Here is a 17,713-nt window from a genome sequence, read left to right as displayed (position 1 = left end):
GGTCAGTCAGCCGGGTCAGGCGACGTTGTTGTCGTAGTCATGGTCGCGGGTTTCGCGGCTCAACCAGAGTGCAACGAACGTAGCGACGGCTGCCGCGCTCAGATACAGGCCCACCAACAGCGTGCTGCCATCAGCGAGTTGCCATAGTGCGATAGCGACGAACGACGCCGGTGCGGCGCCGATCACGCTTGACATGTTGTAGGCAACAGCCGAGCCGGTGTACCTGACGTTGGCCGGGAACAGCTCGGGCAGGATGGCTGCCATCGGTCCGAAGGTCAGCCCCATCAGGATGAACCCGATGATCAGCAGCGCCATGGCGCCAGTGGTCCCAGCCCCGAAGAGTGGCACCCAGGTGAACCCGAACAGGGCGATGCCGATGGTGGTGGCCATCAGCATTTTCCGGCGGCCGAACTTCTCGGCCAGCGGACCCGACACCAGGGTGAAGATGCCGAAGAACACCACGCCGACGATGAGCATGACGAGGAAGTCCCCGCGCGCAATCCCGAGCCCGGGAACGAAGGCCTCGGCGGCGGCGTCGTCGAAGCCGCGGCCCGCCGCTTCGGCGGCAGCCCTGGCGTCCTCGACTGAGGCCGGGGTGGTCCCGAAGGTCAGGGTGAACGCCGTCATCAGGTAGAACAGCACGTAGGTGGCGAACATGATGAACGTGCCGAGTAACAGGGCACGCCACTGGTGCTTGAACACGCTGGCCAGCGGCATTTTCACCACCTTGCCCTTGTCCTTGACCTGCTGGAACGAGTGGCTCTCGATGAGCTTGAGCCGGACGTACAGTCCGACGATCACCAGGACGGCGCTCAACAGGAACGGCACCCGCCAGCCCCAGGCCAGGAACTCCTCGTCACTGAGGGTGGCGTTGAGATAGACGAACAGCAGGTTGGCGAGGATGAAGCCGATCGGGGCGCCCAACTGCGGGAACGTGCCGTAGACGGCACGCTTGTTCTTCGGGGCGTTCTCGGTGGCGAGCAGCGCAGCGCCGCTCCATTCACCGCCCAGGGCCAGGCCCTGGAAGAACCGCAGCAGTACCAGCAGCGCTGGCGCGAGGATGATCCAGCCATCCACCTGGGCGGTCGGCAGCACCCCGATCAGGAACGTGGCAATACCCATGGTGAGCAGCGACGCGACGAGCGTCCCCTTGCGCCCAATCCGGTCGCCGTAGTGTCCGAAGATGATCGATCCGAGCGGCCGGGCTACGAAGGCGACGCCGAAGACGGCGAAGGAGCTCAGAATCGCGTTGGCTGGGGTTGCATCCGGGAAGAAAAGCGCCGGGAAGACCAGCACTGAAGCCGTGGCATAAATGTAAAAGTCGTAGAACTCGATAGTGGTGCCGATCAGGCTGGCGAAGATGACGCGGCCCTTGGGATTCTTCGGCGTTGCTGCACCGGCGTCGACGGCGGACGGGGTTGTTGACATGTCTGCGGCTTTCTCTCACTACGGCGGCCGTGCCGGCACCGCGATCGGGTGGTTGAATGCATCAATCAGACCAGCAGGGTCCAACTGGTGGATAAAATTGTCCAGAATATGGACGAAGTGTTTCATGGTCAGGGTACCGCAGCCCTGTCCTATTGGGCCGGTCTAGCCTAAATTTTGCGCCCTACAGGCGGACGTGAAGCCGCCGCGCTGCCTCGGAAATCGAGCCGGTCAGCGACGGGTACACGGTAAAGGTGTTCGCCACGTCGTCGACGTGCAGTTTCTTGGTCACCGCGAGTGCCAACGGGAAGATCAGCTCGGAGGCGCGGGGGCCGACGACGACTCCGCCGATCACCGTTCCCGATCCCTTACGGGAGATGATCTTCACAAACCCATCGGTCACGTTCATCATTTTCGCCCGTGCGTTGGTGTGAAGGGAGAGCTTGACGACGTCGCCCTGGTACCGGCCGGAGTCGACGTCCGCCTCGGAGACCCCCACCGTGGCGATCTCGGGGGCAGTGAAAATGTTGGAGGCAACCTGCTTCAGCTTCAGCGGGGTGACGCTATCGCCCATCAGATGGGCCATGGCGATCCGGCCCTGCATGGCGGCGACCGATGCCAACGCCAGCACTCCGGTGCAGTCGCCCGCCGCGTATACGTTCGGCGCCGATGTACGGGACACGCCGTCGACCTTGATGTGACCTGATTCGGTGAGCTGGACCCCCGCATCCTCAAGCCCGATCCCGGCCGTGTTGGGGATCGACCCCACGGCGATGAGGCAGTGGCTGCCCTCAACGGTCCGGCCGTCGGAGAGGGTGACGACGACGCTGTCGCCCACCCGCTCCACACCCTGGGCCCGGCATTCGGAGAGCACCGCCATCCCGCGGTTCCTGAACACGTTTTCGAGCACTTCGGCGGCATCCGCATCCTCGCCGGGCAGTACCCGGTCACGGCTCGAAATCAGGGTGACCTGCGATCCCAGACCGTTGTACGCCGAAGCGAATTCTGCACCGGTGACCCCCGAGCCGACCACAATGAGGTTCGGGGGGACCTCGGTGAGCGAGTAGAGCTGGGTCCAGTTGAAGATGCGTTCGCCGTCGGGCTGGGCGGTGGGCAGTTCCCGCGGGTGTGCGCCGACCGTCAGCAGGATGGCGTCGGCCTCGATGATCGTGGCTTCCCCCTCGGCGGTGACCTCGAGCCGGTGATTGTCGAGCAGTTTCCCCTCACCGATGAAGATCTTCACTCCCACCCGCTCCAGCGCCCGGGTGATGTCCGCCGACTGCTCACCGGCGAGCTTGAGGAGCCGTGCGTTGACCTGGGCGAGATCCGCGTAGGCCGTCTCGGTGTTCTCGAAGCGCACTCCCAGTTCGTGCGCTGAGGCAACCTGGGCCATGATGTCGGCGGTCGCGATCAGCGTTTTGGAGGGGACGACGTCGGTCAGGACCGCAGCTCCACCGAGCCCCTGTCGTTCAACAATGGTGACGCTGGCGCCGAGCGATGCGGCCACCATTGCCGCCTCATAGCCGCCGGGCCCGCCGCCCAGGATAGCGATTCGAAGGGCACTGAAATCTAGTTGGCTGGTCACAACTGACCATTCTGTCCTATCCCCGCCGCGCGCTCAAACGGTCAGCCTCCCCCGCCGGGCCCCTCTCTCGGTGGCCGCGGGCCGGGAACTGAGGGTAAGTTTGGTCAGTGATCGCGAACCCCACGTCAATGACGCCGACCGACCCCTTCGACCTGGCACGCGCAGCAGCCGACCATATTGCCGCCCACACGGGGGTCGAAAGCCATGACATTGCCCTGGTGCTGGGCTCGGGCTGGGGCGACGCAGCCGAACTCATCGGCGAAACCACCCACACCCTTCAGGCCACGGACATCCCAGGGTTTTCCGCGCCAGCGGTCGAGGGCCATGTGGGGACCGTGCGCTCGGTCCTGACAACCTCGGGCAAACGGGCCCTCGTGGTCGGCTCCCGCACCCACTATTACGAAGGAAAGGGCGTCAGGGCTGTAGTCCATGGGGTGCGCACCGCCGCCGCAGCGGGCGCCAAGGTGATGGTCCTGACCAACGGGTGCGGCGGGCTGCAGGAGCAGTGGACTCCCGGCACTCCCGTGCTCATCAGCGACCATCTGAACCTCACCGCCACCTCACCGCTCGAGGGCGCAACGTTCGTCGACCTCACCGACCTGTACTCACCGCGGATCCGGGAACTTGCCCGCGAGGTGGACCCCTCCCTCGAGGAGGGCGTCTATGCCCAGTTCACGGGCCCCCACTACGAAACCCCCGCCGAAGTTCGCTACGCCAGGACCATCGGGGCCGACCTGGTCGGCATGTCGACTGCCCTTGAGGCCATAGCCGCACGGCACGCCGGCATGGAGGTTTTCGGCATCTCCCTCGTCACCAACCTGGCGGCCGGCATCAGCGCAGCACCGCTGAGCCACGCCGAGGTCATCGAATCCGGTGCCGCCGCCGGACCCCGTATCTCACGTTTGCTGGCTGACATCATCAGCCGGCTCTAGCATCAGACCAAAGGTAAGTTGAAGTCATGACGCACGCCGACCACGAATCACTCCTCGCGACTGCCCGGGCCTGGGCGTCCGAGGACCCGGATCCGCAAACCACAGCGGAGCTGGAGGCGCTGCTTGAGCAGGTCGACGACGACCACGCCACCGCGACGCAGGAGCTACAGGACCGGTTCAGCGGACCCCTGCTGTTCGGCACCGCCGGCCTACGCGCCGCCCTGGGAGCCGGCCCCAACCGGATGAACCGGGTGGTGGTGCGCCGCGCCGCCGCCGGTGTCGCAGCGCAGGTGCTCGGCGTCGCCGATGGCGCCTACGTGCCCCGCGCCGTCGTCGGCTTCGACGCCCGCCACAACTCACGCAACTTCGCCGAAGAGACCGCCGCCGTCTTCACCGCGGCCGGCATCCAGACCTTCCTGCTGCCCAGCGAACTCCCCACCCCGGTGCTCGCCTATGCGGTCCGCGCACTGGAATGCGAGGTGGGCGTCATGGTCACCGCCAGCCACAACCCCCCTCAGGACAACGGGTATAAGGTTTATCTCGGCGGCAGGGCCGTTGACGACGCCGGTCGTGGCGCCCAGATTGTCGCTCCCCAGGACACCGAGATCGCCGCCCGCATCGCCGCCGTCGGGCCCCTCCACGGCATCGTCCTCGCGCCTGAGGGCTGGAATGTCCTCCCCGGCAGCATCGCCAAGGATTATGTGACGTCGGTCGTCGCCCTGGCCGACCGTGAACACTTCCCGGCACGTGACCTCTCCATCGTCCTCACGCCCCTGCATGGGGTCGGTGGCAGGACCGCTCAGGAGGTCCTGGCCGAGGCAGGATTCGGGACCGTGCATGTTGTCGCCGAGCAGGCCGAACCGGACCCCGACTTCCCCACCGTCGATTTCCCCAACCCCGAGGAACCGGGGGCTCTTGACCTTGCGCTGGCCGCAGCGGTGGCCCAGGACGCGGATCTGGTACTCGCCAACGATCCCGACGCCGACCGGGTTGCCGTTGCAGCCAAGGACCCGGCAACCGGCGAGTGGCGGATGCTCCGCGGAGATGAGACGGGGGCGCTGCTGGGTCAACACCTCGCCGCACGGCGGGCCCACGGGGTTAACGCACACGGGGCCGAAACGCACGGGACGGGCGCCGTCTTCGCCAACTCGATTGTGTCCTCCCGGTTGCTGGCCCGCGTCGCCGCCACCGCCGGCATCACCCACACCGAAACCCTCACCGGGTTCAAGTGGATTTCCAGGGTCCCCTCGCTGGCCTACGGCTACGAGGAAGCCCTCGGCTACTGTGTCGCGCCGGATCTGGTCAGGGACAAGGACGGCATCTCGGCCGGCCTGCTGATGGCCGAGCTTGCCGCAGCGACCAAGGCGAACGGACGCACCCTCTTTGACCTGCTCGACGATCTGTCGCTCGTGTACGGATTGCACGCCGGTGACCAGCTCTCGGTCAGGGTCGGCAGCCTCGGTTTGCTGGGCGCGATGATGAACCGCCTGCGCGAGAACCCGCCGCAGTCCTTCGCCGGTTCGGCCGTCGACGTCGTCCAGGACCTGGCGCTGGGTCATGCCGGCCTGCCACCCACCGACGGCCTGCTCTTCCTGACCCGGGATGACACCCGGGTGATCATCCGCCCCAGCGGCACCGAGCCGAAGCTGAAGTGCTACCTGGAGGTAATCGAGCCGGTGGAGTCAGCCGCCGAACTCGACACCGCGAAGCTCACCGCGCGGGCCCGCCTGGATGCCGTCCTGCGCGACGTCGAAGAGTCGCTGGGTCTCTGATCGCTGCGCCGGATTGCAGCGAATCCAGTTATGGTTGAGTCAGTAATGTTTCGCACATCTTCGAGGAGACTCCATGTCACATCCCGCGAGCTCGGCACGGTCAGCCCGGCCGACACAGTCAGCTCAGCCGACACAGTCAGCTCAGCGCAAGCAGCCCACCCACTCCGGTGAGGGCCACCTGGCCAGCAACGTCATCACGTTCGCCGTGATGATGGCACTGTTCCTCGGATCGATTTTTTCGTTGACCTTCTTCGACCAGAACAATGTGTGGGCCTTTGCTTCCTGCCTGGTCCTCTTTTTCCTGGCGTTCTGGATCCCGCAGACCATCCTCGGCCGTTCCGACACCGGTCCCGCCCTCGCCGAGGGTGACCGCAAGGCCTAGTCAGCATCCAACACACGGCATCGGCCCACGAAAAAGTGGCGGACCCGCAGACGAGTGGTTGAGCAACCGCTCCCCTGCGGGTCCGCCACTTTTTTGCGCGTGGGACGGCCCTGTTTGTAGACATCCCTCTTTGTGGACAGCCGTCCGGGTGCGGCTAGAGCAGGCCTTTGGTGTGCCAGACGGTTTTCGTTTCGGTGAAGAACGTGATCCGGTCGATCGAGGGGGCTCCGGCCTCGGGCCCGGTCTCCGGCGGGAGAACCCGTTTCAGGGTTTCCGCGGCGGCGATCTGCAGGTCAACCCAGTCGAGGTTTTCGGCGCCGAGCAGGTCGAGCGCGTTGACGTCGGCGTGGGAGGCCAGCCAGGGGGCGATCTCGGCGGGAGACCCGCTGAGGATGTTCACGACACCCGCGGGGACATCCGAAGTGGCGAGGACTTCCCCGAGGCTCAGGGCCGCCAAGGGTGCACGCTCGTTGCCGAGCACCACCACCGTGTTGCCGCTGACCAGCACCGGCGCCACGGCGCGGACAAACCCGAGCAGCGAACCGGGACCCTGAGGGGCGATAACCGCGACGACGCCGGTGGGCTCGGGGATGGACAGGTTGAAGTACGGGCCGGAGACGGGGTTGGCGTTGCCGGCCACCTGCACGTACTTGTCGGCCCAGCCAGCATACCAGACCCACAGGTCGATGGCCTCATCCACTTGGGCGGCCGCGGCGGTAGCCGAGACCCCTTCAGAGGCGGCGATTTCGTCGGCGAACTGGGCGCGGCGCCCGTCGAGGACCTCAGCGATCCGGTACAGCACCTGACCGCGGTTGTATCCGGAGGTCCCAGCCCAGCCACTGACCGCGGCCCGGGCGGCCGTGACGGCGTCGCGGGCGTCCTTGCGTGAGCCCTTCGCGGCGTTGACCGTGTTCAGCATAGGCCCACCCTTCGTTGTTGCCACCTCGTATACCCGACCGGATTCGCTGCGGACGAACTTCCCACCAATGTAGAGCTTGTAGGTCTTCGGTACGCCTAGCCGTGCAGCACTCATTTGGAGCCTCCCAGGACGGTCTTGTTCATGATGACCGACACCACCGATTTCCCTGACGTGCCGGCCGCGGCCGGGGCCAGATAGGCGCCGAGTCCGTGGCGGCCGCCCTCCCTGCCGTACCCGGATTCCTTGTACCCGCCGAACGGGGAGGCCGGGTCAAACTTGTTGAACGTGTTCGCCCAGATCACCCCAGCGCGCAGCTTATCGGCGACAGCCAGGACCCGGCTGCCCTTGTCCGACCAGATCCCCGCCGAGAGACCGTACGGGGTGTTGTTGGCCTTGGCGATCGCTTCGGCCGGGGTGCGGAACGTCAGGATGGACAGCACCGGCCCGAAAATCTCATCCCGGGCGATACGGTGGCTCGTGGACACGTTCGTGAAGATCGTGGGCGGGAACCAGAAACCCTGCTGCGGCAGGTTACTGGCCGGGCTCCACCGGTGAGCGCCTTCCTGCTCACCCACATCGGAGAGCTCACGCATCCGGCCCAACTGGGCGGCCGAGTTGATGGCGCCGACGTCGGTGTTCTTATCCAGGGGGTCACCGACCCGCAGGGTCGACATGCGGGCCTTGAGCCGGTCGACCACCTCGTCGTGCACGGATTCCTGGACCAGCAGCCGCGATCCGGCGCAGCAGACCTGGCCCTGGTTGAAGAAGATCCCGTTCACGATGCCCTCGATGGCCTGGTCGATGGGGGCGTCGTCGAACACGATGTTCGCGCCCTTGCCACCGAGTTCCAGGGTCAGCTTCTTCCCGGTGCCGGCAGTGGAGCGGGCGATGGACCGGCCGACGGCGGTGGACCCGGTGAAGGCCACCTTGTTCACATCCGGGTGGTTCACCAGGGCCGAGCCGGTCGCCCCGGCACCGGTAACAATGTTGACGACACCAGCTGGCAGGTCGGCCTGCTGCAGGATCTCAGCAAACAGCATCGCGGTCAGCGAGGTGGTCTCGGCCGGTTTGAGCACCACAGTGTTCCCGGCGGCCAGAGCAGGGGCGATCTTCCACGCCAGCATCAGCAGCGGGAAGTTCCACGGGATCACCTGGGCCGCGACACCCAGCGAGCGGGGGTTCGGGCCCAACCCTGCGTGGTCGAGCTTGTCGGCCCACCCCGCGTAGTAGAAGAACCAGGCGGCGACCAGGGGCACGTCAACGTCGCGGCTTTCCTTGATCGGCTTGCCATTGTCGAGGGTCTCCGCGACCGCAAGTTCACGGGACCGTTCCTGCACGAGGCGTGCGATGCGGAACAGGTACTTGCCCCGGTCGGCGCCGGAAAGCTTCGACCACGTCCTCTCATACGCCCGCCGGGCGGCAGCAACGGCGGTGTCGACGTCGGACTCACTGGCGCAGGAGATGGTGGTGATGGTCTGCTCGGTGGCCGGGGAAATCGTGGTGAAGGACTCACCGTTGCCGGGGACGAACTCGCCGTTGATGAACAGGCCGTACTCGCTCTTGAGATCCAGGATGGCCGTGGACTCCGGGGCCGGTGCGTACTCGAGAAAAGTCATGGGTCTAATCCTTAGTCGATCGTGACGTAGGCAGGGCCGGAGTAGCTGCCGCTGGTAAGCTTCTGACGCTGCAGGAGCACGTCATTGAGCAGGCTCGAGGCGCCGAAGCGGAACAGGTCCGGCACCAGCCAGCCCTCCCCGACTGTCTCGGCGACGGTGACCAGGTACTTGATCGCGTCCTTCGAGGTACGGATACCGCCGGCCGGCTTCACCCCGATCTTCTCGCCGGTCAGCTGGTGCCAGTCACGGACCACCTCAAGCATCGACAACGTCACCGGCAGGGTCGCCGCAGGGGCCACCTTGCCGGTGGAGGTCTTGATGAAATCCCCGCCGGCCAGGATGGACAACCACGAAGCACGCCGGATGTTGTCATACGTGTTCAGCTCCCCCGTCTCCAGGATCACCTTCAGATGCGCGTACGACCCGTCAGCGCGGCGGCAGGCTTCCTTCACCGCAACGATCTCATCGAACACCAGACCATACCGCCCGGACAGGAAGGCACCACGGTCAATGACCATATCGATCTCGTCGGCCCCCGCAGCGACAGCATCAGCGGTGTCCGAGAGTTTCACCGACCGCGACGACCGCCCGGACGGGAACGCCGTAGCAACCGCCGCAACATTGATCCGGCCCGGCGCGTCACCCTCGTGTGCCCTGCCCAGCGCCTCAACAGCATAGGGCACCATGTCACCGTACACACACACCGCGGCCACCCGGGGGGTGGAAAGATCATCGGCGTCGGGAACCAGCGCCTTCGCGACCAGCGACCTGACCTTCCCCGGAGTATCGGACCCCTCAAGGGTGGTCAGGTCCATCAAGGTGATGATCTTATCCAAAGCCCAGGCCTTCGACGTGGTCTTGATCGACCGGGTCCCCAACGACGCCGCACGAGCCTCAAGGCCCACCGCGTCAACCCCAGCGATGCCCTCAAGATAACGCTTCAGCGCCTTCTCGGTCAGATCCCCGCCAATCACTTCCAACGCCCGGGACGCAGGAGCAATAGCTGTGCTCCCGGTGGTAGTAGTTTCCATCGTTGAGTGTTCTCCGTACGTCGATTCGGTGCCTTGCGGGACGGTTCCCACAGCGCAGATCGCGGGCCGCGGCTGGTCTGCTGGCGGCTGGTTTCCGGGGCTGTGGGACAGGGGGTCGTACCCGTAGGGTCGGGTCCGACTTTACCACCGTGACCCTCCCGCAGCGATGCGCCGGCTCATTCGGTGAAGATGGCATCCACCACGTTCTGGGCCCAGGTCAGAATGTCGGCGTCGGCGAGATCCCGCCCGCCCACCGGCGACGATTTCGGCTTGGGAATCAGAGCGGCGTTCAGGGCAGGCTTCAGCGACGACCCCGGATACATGCGCTTGAGCCGCATCTCCTTCGACTCCGGCAGCGTGGCCGGCGCGAACTTGATGAAGTTCCCCTGCAGGGCCACGTCGGTCAGGCCCGCCGCGCGCGCCGCTACCCTGAACCGGGCGACGGCGATCAGGTTGACCACCGGAGCTGGCGGCTCCCCGTAGCGGTCGTTGAGCTCCTCGACTACCCCGTCAATCGCCTCAACGGTCAGGGCCGAGGCCAGCTTGCGGTAGGCCTCCAGACGCAACCGCTCCCCCGGCACATAGTCGTGGGGAAGGTGCGCGTTGACCGGCAGCTCAATTTTCATCTCGGCTGCCTTCTCCTCGGCCTCACCGCGGAAGTCAGCAACCGCCTCACCGACCAGCCTGATGTACAGATCGAAGCCGACCCCCTGGATGTGGCCCGACTGCTCGCCGCCAAGCATGTTCCCGGCGCCGCGGATCTCGAGGTCCTTCATCGCCAACTGCATACCGGCGCCGAGTTCGTTGTGGGAAGCCACCGCTTTGAGCCGCTCCAGGGCGACCTCACCGAGCGGCTTCTCCGACGGGTAAAGGAAGTAGGCGTAGGCCCGCTCCCGACCGCGGCCCACCCGTCCACGGAGCTGGTGCAGCTGGGACAGGCCATAGTTGTCGGCCCGGTCGACGATCAGCGTGTTGGCATTGGAGATATCCAGGCCGGTCTCAATGATGGTGGTGCACACGAGCACGTCGAAGCGTTTCTCCCAGAAATCGACAATGATCTGCTCCAGCCGGGACTCGCTCATCTGCCCGTGAGCGACGGCGATCCGGGCTTCCGGCACCAGCTCCTTCAGATGCGCCGCGGTCCGGTCGATCGAGGACACCCGGTTGTGGACGAAGAACACCTGCCCCTCGCGCATCAGTTCACGCCGGATGGCCGCCGAGGTCTGCTTGTCGGTGTACGGGCCCACATAGGTGAGCACCGGGTGGCGTTCCTCCGGCGGCGTGGCAAGGGTCGAGGTTTCCCGGATGCCGGTCAGCGACATTTCCAGGGTCCGCGGAATGGGCGTCGCGCTCATGGCAAGGACGTCCACATTGGTGCGCATCTTTTTCAGCGCCTCCTTATGTTCCACCCCGAAGCGTTGTTCCTCGTCAACGATCACCAGCCCCAGATCCTTGAACTGCACCTGGTTGGAAAGCAGCCGGTGGGTGCCGATGACGACGTCGACGGCACCCGAGCTGATCCCCGCGGTGGTTTCCCGGGATTCCTTGGCGCTCTGGAACCGGGACAGGGGTTTGACCCGCACAGGGAAGCCGGAGAACCGTTCGGAAAAGGTTTCGTTATGCTGTTGCACCAGCAGGGTGGTGGGGACCAGGACGGCCACCTGCTTGCCGTCCTGGACAGCCTTGAACGCTGCGCGCACGGCGATTTCGGTTTTGCCGTAGCCGACGTCGCCGGAGACCAGCCGATCCATGGGCACTTCGCGCTCCATATCGGCTTTGACCTCGTTGATGGTGGTCAACTGGTCGGGGGTCTCGATATAGGGGAACGCTTCCTCAAGTTCGCGCTGCCACGGGGTGTCGGCCGAGAAGGCGAAGCCGCGCGACGCCATCCGCGCCGAGTACAGCCGGATCAGCTCCCCGGCGATCTCCTTCACCGCCTTGCGTGCCTTGGACTTGGTGCTGGCCCAGTCGGAGCCGCCCATCTTGCTCAGCGCCGGCGCGTCGCCGCCCACGTAGCGGGTCACCTGATCCAGCTGGTCGGTCGGCACAAACAGGCGGTCCCCCGGTGCGCCGCGCTTGGATGAAGCATATTCCAGCAGGAGGTACTCGCGGATAGTCTTCGTGGGTCCGGCGCCGGTAGCGCGCTGCAGCAGTTCGACGAACCGCGCGACGCCGTGCTGTTCGTGCACCACGTAGTCGCCTTCACGCAGTTGCAGCGGATCGACAGCGTTCCGCCGTTTGGACGGCATTTTGCGCATGTCCCGGGTGCCCGAGGCGGTGGTCTTGCCCAGCAGGTCAGCTTCGGTCAGCAACCCCAGCCGGAGGGAGTCCAGCACGAATCCCCGGCCCGCCGAGGCGGTGGTGATCTCGATGATTCCCGGTTGCGGTGGTGAGTCGAGGGAGTCCACCCGCGCGGCCGGAATGTCGTGATCGTGGAACAGTTCGGCAAGCCGTGCTGCTGGTCCGGGGCCTTCGGTGGCAACGACCACCCGCCACTGGTCCCTAACCCGCTTCCCCAGGAACTCCATCATTTCCGCCACATCGCCCTGGTAGCCGCGCGGCTCGCGGGCGTGAACGGTGAACGTATCAATCTCGGGCAGCAGGTCCTGCAGCGAATCGTCGGAGGCAAAGGAGGTGATGGACCACCAGGCAACGTCATTGGCCAGGGCCGACGACCGGGTGTCGGTCAGCGACCTGAAGCTTGCCATCTGCAGGTCAGCTCCCAGCGTCCCGCCCAAGTCCAGGGGTGCGGCGCCGCCGTCGGACGCTGTCGCCCAGGCCGCCTCGAGGAACTCCTCGTTGGTGGCGGCGAGGTCGTGGGCGCGGGTACGCACCTTCTCGGGTTCGATGACGACGGCGATCGACCCGGCGGGCAGCTCCCCCACCAGCGGCACCATGGAATCCACCAGGACCGGGGCAAGCGATTCCATCCCCTCGACAGCAATGCCGCCCGCGATCTTCTCCAACATGGCTGCGGCTGCCGGCAGTTCGGGTTTCAGGAGGGCGGCCCGCGACATCACCGATGGGGTGATGAGGATTTCGCGGCACGGCGGCGCGAACAGCTCTGCCGGGCTGCCGTCCTCCTCACGCGCCAGTGAGCGCTGGTCGGCAACCGCGAACCAGCGCATCGCCTCGACCTCGTCGCCGAAAAACTCCACCCGGATGGGGTGGTCCTCGGTGGGTGGGAACACGTCGAGGATTCCGCCGCGCACGGCAAACTCGCCGCGATGGGTGACCATGTCCACCCGGGCGTAGGCGGCGTCGGACAAGGCACGCACCACGTCGGAAAACGCAGCGTCCTGGCCCACCGTCAGCGTAACCGGCAGCAGCTCGCCGAGACCGGCGACGAGAGGTTGCACCACCGCGCGGATCGGCGCCACAATGATCCGCGCCGGCTGGCCCCCGGGGTGCGCCAGCCGGCGCAGCACCGAGAGCCGTCGGCCAACGGTGTCCGACCGGGGAGACAACCGCTCGTGCGGCAGCGTTTCCCAGCTGGGGAACTCCTCAATGTCCGACGCCGGCAGGTAGCTGCGGAGGGCAGCCGCCAGCTCCTCCGCCTCGCGGCCGGTCGCGGTAACGGCCAGCACCACGGGAACCCTGCCGCCCTCACCGCTGCCCGCCAGTGCCCTGCCGCCCTCACCGCTGCCGGCCCGTTCGCTGTCACCGGCGGCGGGCAACCCATCCACCATCTCCGCCAGCAGCGCTGCGCGCAGGCCGGCGGGGGCGCCGATCTGCAGGTCGGAATTGCGCTCCGGGACACTCGTCGACGCGTTGGTGCGCACCCTGGCGAAGGAGGAATCTTCGCTGAGGGCGGCACGCAGTCCGTTCAGGCTCAATGGTTCTCCTACAGAATCCGTCGGTGCCAGCGAAACGTCAGACCCGAGTTCAACAAATGTCGACCGCTGGAAATTTTCAACACAAAAGCCCGAAATTCTGTCGAATTCCGGGTACCCGACCAGCCTACCCTGCACCGTCCCCGCGTCCACCTTCACCGTCCTGCCCTAAGATAAGTGGGACGGAAACCCCTTTCCACCACCCCTTTCCAGCATGGAGGAACCTTGGCCCTGAACGCCTCAACCACCCTTCCCTACGACGCCGCCAGTGTGACCGGCGTCTTCACCGACGAGGCCTTCCTCAAGCACGTCAGTGAGCGGGTGGGCGGCACCCTGAAGTCAGTGACCGTCGACGGCGACACCTCGGGGCCGTTCACCCTGACCGCGGTCAGGACGCTACCCACCAGCCGCCTCCCGGACATGGTGCGCAAGTTCGTCGGCGACAGCCTCACCGTCACGCAGACCGAGCAGTGGGCAGCACCCCTGCCCGATGGATCCCGCGTTGCCAAGGTCGCCATGACCGTCGCCGGCGTGCCGGTCACCGTCGACGCCGAACAACGCCTCGTCGCCGCCGGAACAGACACCCAGGTGGAACTGACCGGCACAGTGAGCTCCTCCATCCCGTTCATGGGATCGAAGATCGCCTCCGCCGCTGAGCCCATGATCGGCAAGGCCCTGAACCTTCAGGCCACCGAAGCACTCAAGTGGCTTGAAAGCCACCAGGCTTAGGGGAGTCACCAGTGTCGCTTCCTACCCCCCTGGCCCTGATCCTGATCCTGGCCGGCGTTTGGACCCTGATCGTGTGGCCGCCCTTTTTGCGGCGCGTCTTCAAGGATCCGCGCGCGAAGGACGAGTCGGGTGCGCCCACCCGTTTCCTCAAAGTGCACTTCATGTTGATCACCACCTCAATGATCCTGGGTATCGCCACCCTGGTCATCGGCGTCCGCGCCCTGATCGGCTAAAGCAGTGGAAGGTCTAACGTGAGCAACCCCGAGGACGGCCACCCCCAGAAAAGTGTTCTGGGGCGCTCGAGTTACCCCGAGTATCTGAGAATCAACGAGATTCTCCGCAAGGAGACCGTCGGCGGCATCCTGCTGCTGATCGCAGCCGTTGCGGCGCTGATTTGGGCCAACTCCCCGGCGTCGGCCAGCTACTTCGCCATCCGGGACTTCGAATTCGGGTACGAGCCCTGGCACCTTCGGTTGAGCGTCGGGACCTGGGCCGCTGACGGGCTGCTGGCGATCTTCTTCTTCCTGGTGGGCCTGGAACTCAAGCGCGAGTTCGTGGCCGGCGACCTGAGGAAGTTCAGCAGGGCCGTCGTTCCGGTGACAGCCGCCGCCGGGGGCGTCATGGTTCCCGCCCTGTTCTACGTGATGGTCAACCTGTCCTCACCCGAGTCGCTGCGCGGCTGGGCCATCCCCACGGCAACCGACATCGCCTTCGCCCTCGCGGTGCTCGCCGTAATCAGCTCGCACCTTCCCAGCGCGCTGCGGATCTTCCTGCTCACCCTGGCGGTGGTCGATGATCTCATCGCCATTGGCATCATCGCGTTCTTCTACTCTGAGGACGTCGAGTTCGCCTACCTGCTGTGGATGCTGCTGCCCCTGGCACTGTTCGGGTTCCTCGCCCAGAGGAACCCCAAGTTTTTCGGCCGCCACGTGCCGGCTGCATGGCTGATCCTGCTGCCCATCGGCGTCGCCGTCTGGATCCTGATGCACGCCTCAGGCGTGCACGCGACGGTTGCTGGGGTGCTGCTCGGCTTCCTGGTTCCGGTACTGCGGAAGGGCAGGGATGGCAGCGTACAACTGCCTCGACCCAATAAACCCGGTCTGGCGGAAATCTTCGAACACCGGTTCCGTCCCCTGTCCACCGGCTTTGCCGTGCCAGTATTCGCCTTTTTCTCCGCAGGGGTGGCAATCGGCGGCGTCGACGGCCTGGTGTCGGCTTTGGGCGACACGGTGACTCTCGGCATTCTCGCCGGACTGATCCTGGGCAAGCCCATCGGGATCCTGCTGACCACCTTCGTCCTGACCAAAACCACCCGCGCCAGTCTCGACCCGGATCTGCGGTGGATCGACCTGCTGGGGGTCGGACTGCTCGCCGGCGTCGGCTTCACCGTCTCCCTGCTGGTCAACGACCTCAGCTTTGCGCAGGGCTCACCGCAGAACGACCACGCGAAGGTGGCCATCCTCGGCGCGTCGCTGGTGTCCGCGCTGGTCGCATCGGGCATCCTGCGCAGCCGCAACAAGCACTACCGCGCCGTGCTGGAGGCCGAGAAGGTCGACGCCGACGACGACGGCGTCCCCGACCTGTTCGAGGACCGAAGCCACTGACCGGTACTGCCGGGCGGCCCGCGCCTACTTGTTGGCGGCGAGCAGCGCTTCCTCAAGTGCAACCCAGGCGAGCATGGCGCATTTGACCCGTGCCGGGTACCGGGAAACCCCGGCAAGCGCTGCCGCGTCACCGAGTACTTCTTCGTCGGCGACGATCGTCCCCCGTGATCGCATCACGGTCCGGAACTCGTCCACCAGGTCCATGACGTCGTCGCGCGCCAGACCGATCATCAGGTCGGTCAGCACCGACGCCGACGACATGGAGATGGCGCAGCCAGCACCATCCCAGCTGACACTGGTGAGCGCGCCGTCGGAGAGGACTGCCCGCAACGTGATCTCGTCGCCGCAGACCGGGTTCAGTTGGTGAGATTCACCGAGGGTGCCGGCACCGTCGAAGTCCTGCAGCCCCGATCCGTGGCGTTCCTTGGCATGGTCGAGGATGATCTGTTGGTACAGCTGCTGCAGGTCGTCGGACACTATTTGACTCCAAAGAATGGGCGGACACCGGCGACGGCGGCCAGGAAGGCAGCCACTTCGTCGCTGGTGTTGTAAAGGTAGGTGCTGGCACGGGTGGTCGCCGTCAGACCGAGCCGGCGGTGCAACGGCTGGGCGCAGTGATGGCCCACCCGGACGGCGATGCCCTGGTGGTCGAGGTACTGCCCGACGTCGTGGGCGTGGACGCCGTCGACGTCAAACGCTGCCAGGCCGATCCTCGGCACCCCGGCCGCCGGACCAAGCACCCGGACCCCCGGTAGCTGGCTGAGGCCTTCCACCAACTGCTGGCCCAGGTCTTCCTCCCACTCCTGGACGCGCTGCATCCCGGTCTCGGTGAGGTAATTCGCAGCTGCTGCCAAGGCGATGGCCTGGGAGATGCGCTGGGTGCCGGCTTCGAACCGTGCTGGCGCGGTGAGGTACTCGGCGCGTTCCATGGTGACCGTGGTGATCATCGAGCCGCCGGTCAGGAAGGGGGGCATGGCATTGAGCAACTCGGCTCGACCGTAGAGCGCCCCTATTCCGGTGGGGCCCAGCATCTTGTGGCCGGAAAAGGCCATAAAGTCGACCCCGAGTGCATGGACGTCGACAGGGAGATGCGGCACCGACTGGCACGCATCAAGGACCGTCAGCGCGCCGTGCTCCCGTGCCATTGCCACCAACTCGGCGACCGGGTTAATGGTGCCGAGCACGTTGGAGGCGTGGGTGAACGCGACGATCGCCGTGGCGGGGCCGATGATGGTGGCCGCCTCGTCAAGCTGGAGCGCGCCGTCGTCGTCGACGGGGATCCAGCGGAGCGTCGCCCCGGTACGTGCTGCCAGTTCCTGCCAGGGAATGAGGTTGGCGTGATGCTCCATCTCCGTGACAACGATTTCGTCGCCTGGACCCACGATGAACCGGTGGGCTGCCGGCCCACCCCGCCCGACGGAGGCGTTGGAGCAGGCATAGGCCACGAGGTTTAACGCCTCCGTGGCGTTGGAGGTCCACACAATTTCCTGGACCGACGCCCCGACGAACGCGGCGACCGTTTCCCGTGCGGCCTCGTAGGCGTCGGTGGCGTAGACCGCCAGCGTGTGGGCCCCCCGGTGCACGGCGGCGTTGCGTTGTTCGTAAAACTCCTGTTCCGCCTCCAACACTGTGAGGGGGTTCTGCGAGGTGGCGCCGCTATCGAGATAGACCAGCGGCTGCGAGTTGACCTGGGTGTGCAGGATCGGAAAATCGTTGCGGATCCGCTGCACCTCGGTGTCAGTCAACGGGTGCTGCGGGGCGGAGGGTATGGACAAGCGGGCTCTCCTCGGTTATTGCGGGGCAGCTACATTCTACGCGTCACGGCTACCCCGTGCCCCACACAAAGCCAGCCCGTCACCGGGGAAGGTGACCGGGCTGGCTACAG

General features: G+C 65.9%; 14 protein-coding genes. 6 read left to right on the top strand and 8 right to left on the bottom strand.

The features are described from left to right. Positions 1-15: 15 nt before the first annotated feature. Both ACX80G_RS11730 and ACX80G_RS11725 read right to left on the bottom strand, forming a co-directional pair. Positions 16-1,428, bottom strand: a complete 1,413-nt coding sequence (locus tag ACX80G_RS11730; protein WP_459307821.1) for an MFS transporter — start codon at positions 1,426-1,428, stop codon at positions 16-18. 181 nt (positions 1,429-1,609) lie between these two features. Then, positions 1,610-3,010 carry an NAD(P)H-quinone dehydrogenase gene (locus ACX80G_RS11725; protein ID WP_459307820.1) on the bottom strand — a complete coding sequence of 467 codons (1,401 nt, stop codon included), beginning with the start codon at positions 3,008-3,010 and terminating at the stop codon, positions 1,610-1,612. Between the two features lie 128 nt (positions 3,011-3,138). Here ACX80G_RS11725 and ACX80G_RS11720 point away from each other — a divergent pair, with 128 nt between their 5' ends. From ACX80G_RS11720 to ACX80G_RS11710, 3 genes are all read left to right on the top strand, one after another. Then, positions 3,139-3,942: a purine-nucleoside phosphorylase gene (locus tag ACX80G_RS11720; protein WP_459307912.1), complete on the top strand. Its 804-nt coding sequence runs from the start codon at positions 3,139-3,141 to the stop codon at positions 3,940-3,942. A gap of 26 nt (positions 3,943-3,968) precedes the next feature. Next, the gene (locus ACX80G_RS11715; RefSeq protein WP_459307819.1) at positions 3,969-5,714 is read left to right on the top strand and encodes a phospho-sugar mutase; all 1,746 of its coding nucleotides are present in this window, start codon (positions 3,969-3,971) and stop codon (positions 5,712-5,714) included. Positions 5,715-5,787: 73 nt separating this feature from the next. Beyond that, positions 5,788-6,096 (top strand): hypothetical protein, encoded by a 309-nt coding sequence (locus ACX80G_RS11710; protein WP_459307818.1) that lies wholly within the window; start codon positions 5,788-5,790, stop codon positions 6,094-6,096. 154 nt (positions 6,097-6,250) lie between these two features. Here ACX80G_RS11710 and ACX80G_RS11705 read toward each other — a convergent pair whose 3' ends face one another. The 4 genes from ACX80G_RS11705 to mfd all read right to left on the bottom strand — a co-directional run bounded on the left by ACX80G_RS11705 (position 6,251) and on the right by mfd (position 13,498). Further along, the gene (locus tag ACX80G_RS11705; RefSeq protein ID WP_459307817.1) at positions 6,251-7,129 is read right to left on the bottom strand and encodes an aldehyde dehydrogenase family protein; all 879 of its coding nucleotides are present in this window, start codon (positions 7,127-7,129) and stop codon (positions 6,251-6,253) included. After that, positions 7,126-8,631 carry an aldehyde dehydrogenase family protein gene (locus ACX80G_RS11700; protein WP_459307816.1) on the bottom strand — a complete coding sequence of 502 codons (1,506 nt, stop codon included), beginning with the start codon at positions 8,629-8,631 and terminating at the stop codon, positions 7,126-7,128. Before ACX80G_RS11700 ends, ACX80G_RS11705 begins: the two co-directional genes overlap by 4 nt. Positions 8,632-8,642: 11 nt before the next feature. Continuing rightward, the gene (gene deoC, locus ACX80G_RS11695; RefSeq protein ID WP_459307815.1) at positions 8,643-9,662 is read right to left on the bottom strand and encodes a deoxyribose-phosphate aldolase; all 1,020 of its coding nucleotides are present in this window, start codon (positions 9,660-9,662) and stop codon (positions 8,643-8,645) included. Positions 9,663-9,838: 176 nt separating this feature from the next. Continuing rightward, the gene (mfd, locus tag ACX80G_RS11690; protein WP_459307814.1) at positions 9,839-13,498 is read right to left on the bottom strand and encodes a transcription-repair coupling factor; all 3,660 of its coding nucleotides are present in this window, start codon (positions 13,496-13,498) and stop codon (positions 9,839-9,841) included. Positions 13,499-13,720: 222 nt separating this feature from the next. On the opposite strand from mfd, the gene ACX80G_RS11685 reads away from it, so the two are divergent. Genes ACX80G_RS11685 through nhaA form a run of 3 tightly spaced genes read left to right on the top strand, consistent with a single transcriptional unit; the run spans position 13,721 to position 15,828 of the window. Next, entirely contained in the window at positions 13,721-14,224 is a 504-nt protein-coding gene (locus ACX80G_RS11685; protein WP_459307813.1) for a DUF2505 domain-containing protein, read from the top strand. Between the two features lie 11 nt (positions 14,225-14,235). Continuing rightward, positions 14,236-14,457, top strand: a complete 222-nt coding sequence (locus ACX80G_RS11680; RefSeq protein ID WP_459307812.1) for an SCO4848 family membrane protein — start codon at positions 14,236-14,238, stop codon at positions 14,455-14,457. Positions 14,458-14,475: 18 nt separating this feature from the next. Further along, complete coding sequence (nhaA, locus tag ACX80G_RS11675) at positions 14,476-15,828, top strand: Na+/H+ antiporter NhaA (RefSeq protein ID WP_459307811.1); 1,353 nt, start codon at positions 14,476-14,478, stop codon at positions 15,826-15,828. 24 nt (positions 15,829-15,852) lie between these two features. On the opposite strand, the gene sufU is transcribed toward nhaA, so the two are convergent. Both sufU and ACX80G_RS11665 read right to left on the bottom strand, forming a co-directional pair. Beyond that, a complete protein-coding gene (gene sufU / locus ACX80G_RS11670; protein WP_459307810.1) occupies positions 15,853-16,305 on the bottom strand; it encodes a Fe-S cluster assembly sulfur transfer protein SufU in 453 nt (150 codons plus the stop codon). Beyond that, positions 16,305-17,603, bottom strand: coding sequence for a SufS family cysteine desulfurase (locus tag ACX80G_RS11665; RefSeq protein ID WP_459307809.1), 1,299 nt, complete (start codon positions 17,601-17,603; stop codon positions 16,305-16,307). Before ACX80G_RS11665 ends, sufU begins: the two co-directional genes overlap by 1 nt. Between the last annotated feature and the right edge of the window lie 110 nt (positions 17,604-17,713).

Source organism: Arthrobacter glycogeni (assembly GCF_054510815.1).
The sequence above is the reverse complement of the archived record's forward strand: the minus strand, read 5'-3'. Positions and strand labels throughout refer to the sequence as shown.